Consider the following 4,949-nt stretch of genomic DNA (forward strand, 5'->3'; position numbering starts at 1 on the left):
AAGGAGAAAATGATCAAGGTCAGCCATGCCGGCTTCACGATTGGCATGACAATGCTCCAGAAGATTCTCCACTCCGAGCACCCGTCCAGCTGAGCTGCTTCCAGCAGCGCATCCGGCACCTGCTCCATGAACTGCTTCATTAAGTACAAGCCAAGAGAGGAGCCAACCGCCGGCAAAATAATGGCCCAATACGTATCAACCAAACCAAGCCATGACATCGTCATATAGTTCGTAATTTGCGTAACGGTCGCAGAGAACATCAAGGACAAGACGACAACCGTGAACAGAATCCCCTTCCCGGGGAACTTCTTCTTCGCAAGCGGGTATGCCGCCAGTGAGGCAATAATGACATGAAGAGCAGTACCGACAAATGCGATGAACAGCGTATTGAAAATGTATCTGGAAAAGGGCACCCATGTGCCCGACATGAGATGAAATAGATCCGCGAAGTTATTGAACGTAGGGTTGCGAACAAAGAAGTTGGGTGGAAATTGTAAAATTTCATTGATTGGCTTGAACGCATTATTGATGACGAATACAAGCGGCATCGCCATAAAAACACCGATACAGCTCAAGAATAAGAACAGAAACACATCACCGGCACGAGAACGATTCACCTTCCGTCCGATGCGCAGTTTCCATCGAAATGTACGTCCCATCCTAATCCCCCACCTTCCGCAGCAGCTTCTGCACAATCAAGTTCGAGCCAAGCATAATCCCGAACAGTACCGTGGCAATGGAGGAGGCATAGCCCATCTCATAGCGCAGCGATCCGAAGTCCATTAAGTGAGTTACGATCGTATGCCCTGCATACTGCACGCTTGGGAATCCGGCGAGCGTCGTCGCCACTTCTGCCACAGCGAATGATGAGGTAATCTGGATAACTGCACCGAACAGCAGCTGGGGTCTCATGGAAGGCAGTGTAATGTACCATAGCTCTTGCCATCGATTCTTCACCCCATCGATAGCCCCTGCTTCATATAGGCTCTTATCCATACCCTGCAAGCCCGCAATGAAGGCAAGGAAGCTGGTACCTAAGCTTAACCATAGCTGTACGATAATAATGATCGGCATAATATACTTCGTATCTTTCAGCCAGAGAATCGGCTCTAGAATGACACGCCACTTCATGAGAAAAGCGTTGATATACCCGTAAGCATCACCGCTGAACAACAGTGTCCAGACGATGAACGCATTGCCGGATAGCGCTGGAGCATAGAATACGAGAGTCGCGAATGTACGCACCTTCGGCGACAATTCATTGATGATCCAAGCTAGTACAAAACAGGCAATATAACTGATTGGGCCGGTGATTACTGCGAACATCAGCGTATTTTTCAGGGCAATGAGGAACACATCATCCTGTACGAACAACCGAGCATAGTTTTGCCAGCCTACCCATTTCGGAAGTTCCAGCATGTTGAAATTGGTAAAGCTAATAATGAGCGACAACACTACCGGCAAGACCGTAAAAGTAAAGAAAATGAGGAAATACGGCGCGATCATTGCATATAATGTTCGATTGCGCCGCACTTCGGCCAATTTATGATTCAGGCGCATTCGAAGCTTAGAGGCAGGCTGCACCGACTTCGCAGATGCTGGAACAGGTCGATTCACTCCCATCGGCTATTGCTCCCCCTCTCGTATTGGCAAATTGAATTCTTTGCGCTTTATAGTCAATTCCTGATTAATAATGCGTACATATTCTTCTAGCGTCTCACGTACATCCGTTCCGTTATTGAATACCTCGAAGAATGCATTCTGCAAGTGACGATCGAAGGAATAGGAACCCGGAACCGCAGGCTTTCCAACAATCCATTTCCACTGCTCATTTAGTGTCGCCACTTCCTTCGCAGACCATGGCAGCCGCTTCAACGCCTCAACATTAGCTGCCGTATATCGGCCAGATTCGCCGAGTATAGACTCCATCTCTCTTCCGAAGGATGATTGCGTATCCGCATTCGTCCACCAACTCATGAACTTCCAAGCCGCTTCTTTATTCTTGGCCTTCTTGAACATGACAGAGCCCGTTGCTGACGACAGACTTTCCCGATGTACAACGCCGTCTGTTCCCTTAACACCCGGAATTGGAGCGAACCCCCATTCCCCACGAATCTCGGGAGCAAATACAGCTAAGGTATTGAATGTTGTATAGTCTGCAATGCCAAGCGGTATCTCGCCCGTTCGGAAGCGATTCACAAACTCGAATTCGCGCGGCAGCTTGTAATGGGTATACAGCTCTGTCCAGTGACGGAATGCCTCCATTCCTTCCGGCTTGCCAATCGCAGTTGCAACGCCATCACCTTCGTAATAGCTTCCGCCCAATTGATAGAGGAGTGTATCGAAGGTCGGATTTGGCATTAGCCCGATTTGCATATTTCGCTTCTGCAGCTCCGGCACGAGCGACATCATTTCTTCCCAAGTATCCGGCACCTTCATACCCAGCTCGCTAAGTACATCCTTGCGATAGAACAGCATCGGGAACAACTGCGTTTCAGGAATGGCAAATACACCGTCCTTGAACTTGAAGCTCGCAAATGCACTGTCATGGAATCGCCCATATACCTCTTGGAAATTCGGATATTTGCTCAAATCCTCTAGCGCATTGCGCATCGCGAAGTCAATCACGTTGCCAGTTGCAATCGCCACATCCGGCCCTTTGCCCGCAAGCGTTGCAGGAAGCAGTACATTCTCCCCGACTAGCTGCAGGTCTACTTGAATGCCGGTCTCCGGCGTGAAATAACTGTCGATTAAGGTTCGGATCAACTGTGCCTGATCGCGGCCGCCAGCTACCCATACCGTAATGTCCGTCTTCTTCCTGCCGCCTCCCAGATTGTAATCATCGGTGAAGGAATACCAGAATGACGATAATTCATGCTTCACGGATGCCCACAATCCCGCTCCCGCTTCAGGCAATGCCGTCTTCGGCGAGCTTACAAACAGATAATCAAGCGTTAGCGGCTGCGTGTTCACACTAAGCATCCACGTTCCTAGCGACATGATGCCATCCTTGAAGCTGGTCAGCCGGGATGTAATCGTGTCTGGATGCTCACCGAGATCCTGCAAGCGATAGCTTGTCGTTCGAAGCACTGTTGCATTTACACTAGCTCCCCCTGCTAGACGATCCATCTCATCTGCAACAAGCGACAATTGCTTGCTCTGCGCTAGAAACGTATCCGCCATCGTCGGGATTAAATCCTCAAGCGGGTAATCGCGAAATTGATCTGGAACAGTGCCCGTAATCATAATGATTTTGCGATACAATCCGTTCAGCTCTTGAATGCTGTCCTTCACGATGCGAACCATATCTGCGAGATCGCCCATCGTTACTTCCAGCCGCAGCTCATGCTGTCCTTTCGCCAGATAGAATAAATAGGGCTTCCCCGTGCGCTCATCAGCAGCTGCCTTCACATCCCATGAAGTACTCGGTGGAAACGTAATCTTAGCCGCTTCGGCAAATGGAAGCTCACCATCAACCATCAGCTTACGTGTCACCTTAAGGCCACGAGCTAAATCCTGTTTGTATTTGAATCCAATCTCATATAGACCATCCGCGGGCACCTCTACATTCCATGCGATCCATTGCCCGGGGGCCTTCCAATGATCGCCTCCAATGGCATTCATGCGAATGCGGGATGCATCATAGGGCTCCACATCCGGGCCAGAGCGATCGTTAATCGGATATAGCGATGGGCTTGACTTATGATTAGCCGACTCTCCTTGTACTTTAATCAGTGCATTGTCTGCCTGTTGATAGCCTTTCTCTGCATACTCCTTCTCTATGTCTGCATATGACTTGGCTGCACGCGGTTCCAATGTCACGCGCTCTACCATCATGGGTTCTCTTATTCCGGTAAATTGAAGCGAATGCTCCCCCTTCGCCAAATAAATGGCAAGTGTGTCGGCATAGTATCCCTCTGCGTCATTCAAGCTTCGTTCCGTCCAACCAGGCTGTTCGACCTGACGCGGCCTAATATCGTTATCGTTGCTGTCACGTTCAATGTCCTCTCTCTCATTGCCCCAAATCCGCGGATACAGCATCCGTTCCGCTTCTGCAAATGGAATATTGCCATCCACCCGCAGTTCTCTCTCGATTGGAGATCCTGTTCCACTCACAGGAAAATAACGAAGCTTCACATCGTACCATCCATCTTCCTCCACATGAAACGTCCAGCCGAACGTCCCCATCTCCCCACTGCGAATCACTTGTCCTGTTGACCCCTTGTACGACGACTCTATAGGACTTCCCTCGCTTAGCGAATGATCCAATGCGCTCGCTAGGAGTTCAATCGGCTGCGATGCGATTGCAGATGGATTTCCCACTTTCTTCTGGTACGACTCATAACGAGGCAGTCCTTTCGGATTGGAGTCCAAAGAAGCACTAAGCGGCTTAACTGCACCGCTTGCTAACGCTGGTTCAATTGTTGAGCTCTGCGAGTCATTCGAGAACAGGGTTGCTCCTGTCCAAATGACTCCTACGGCAACTACGACTCCCAGCATCATGCTGATTCGCCGCTTCCAAGTTGAGTCCATATGCTTGCCCACGACGGTCTCTCCTTTCTCTCTCCAACCTTCTAACGCTACCAACATAAAATCCCCGCTGTGAGGCAGCGGGGGATGAATAACCGCACAACTATTTTTTGTTCATTATGGTATCTATCTGCTCTTGGGACGATTTCTTTATCTTCTCAATAGCGGATTCCGGTGTATCCTTTCCTTTGACAAAAGCTAGAACAGCTTCGGTGTATTTCTTGCCGAGGTCGCCGATATTATCGTAATAGAGTGGTTGAACCTTCTCTGCCAGCTCCTGAGCAATCTCCACATCCTCTGGGCTTTGCAGCGAACTCTCGAAGCCCTCCATCCGGAATTCTTCTAATTGATCCCACGGTACCATGTCTTCAAAGATTTGTGCCTTCTCTTTGGCCTTCTTCACGTTAGCCGGCATGAAC

The 4,949-nt window shown here is 49.6% G+C and carries 4 protein-coding genes; all 4 read right to left on the reverse strand.

All coding sequences use genetic code 11. From position 1 onward, the window contains the following. A partial coding sequence (locus AZ66_RS26890; RefSeq protein ID WP_044357690.1) for a carbohydrate ABC transporter permease occupies positions 1 to 659 on the reverse strand: 659 nt, incomplete at its 3' end. Between the two features lies 1 nt (position 660). Further along, complete coding sequence (locus tag AZ66_RS26895; protein WP_156160100.1) at positions 661 to 1,560, reverse strand: carbohydrate ABC transporter permease; 900 nt, start codon at positions 1,558 to 1,560, stop codon at positions 661 to 663. Between the two features lie 66 nt (positions 1,561 to 1,626). Continuing rightward, positions 1,627 to 4,590, reverse strand: coding sequence for an extracellular solute-binding protein (locus tag AZ66_RS26900; RefSeq protein ID WP_082061757.1), 2,964 nt, complete (start codon positions 4,588 to 4,590; stop codon positions 1,627 to 1,629). Positions 4,591 to 4,633: 43 nt separating this feature from the next. Next, positions 4,634 to 4,949, reverse strand: a 316-nt coding sequence (locus tag AZ66_RS32190) for a hypothetical protein (protein ID WP_197081780.1), incomplete at its 5' end; no start/stop codon positions are given.

The sequence above is a fragment of the Paenibacillus sp. E194 genome (assembly GCF_000935845.1).
Lineage (GTDB): Bacteria > Bacillota > Bacilli > Paenibacillales > Paenibacillaceae > Paenibacillus_B > Paenibacillus_B alvei_B.

Coding starts and splice junctions, on each gene's coding strand:
- AZ66_RS26895 (WP_156160100.1), bottom strand. CDS start 1,560: ATGCGCCTGAATCATAAATTGGCCGAAGTGCGGCGCAATCGAACATTA.
- AZ66_RS26900 (WP_082061757.1), bottom strand. CDS start 4,590: ATGTTGGTAGCGTTAGAAGGTTGGAGAGAGAAAGGAGAGACCGTCGTG.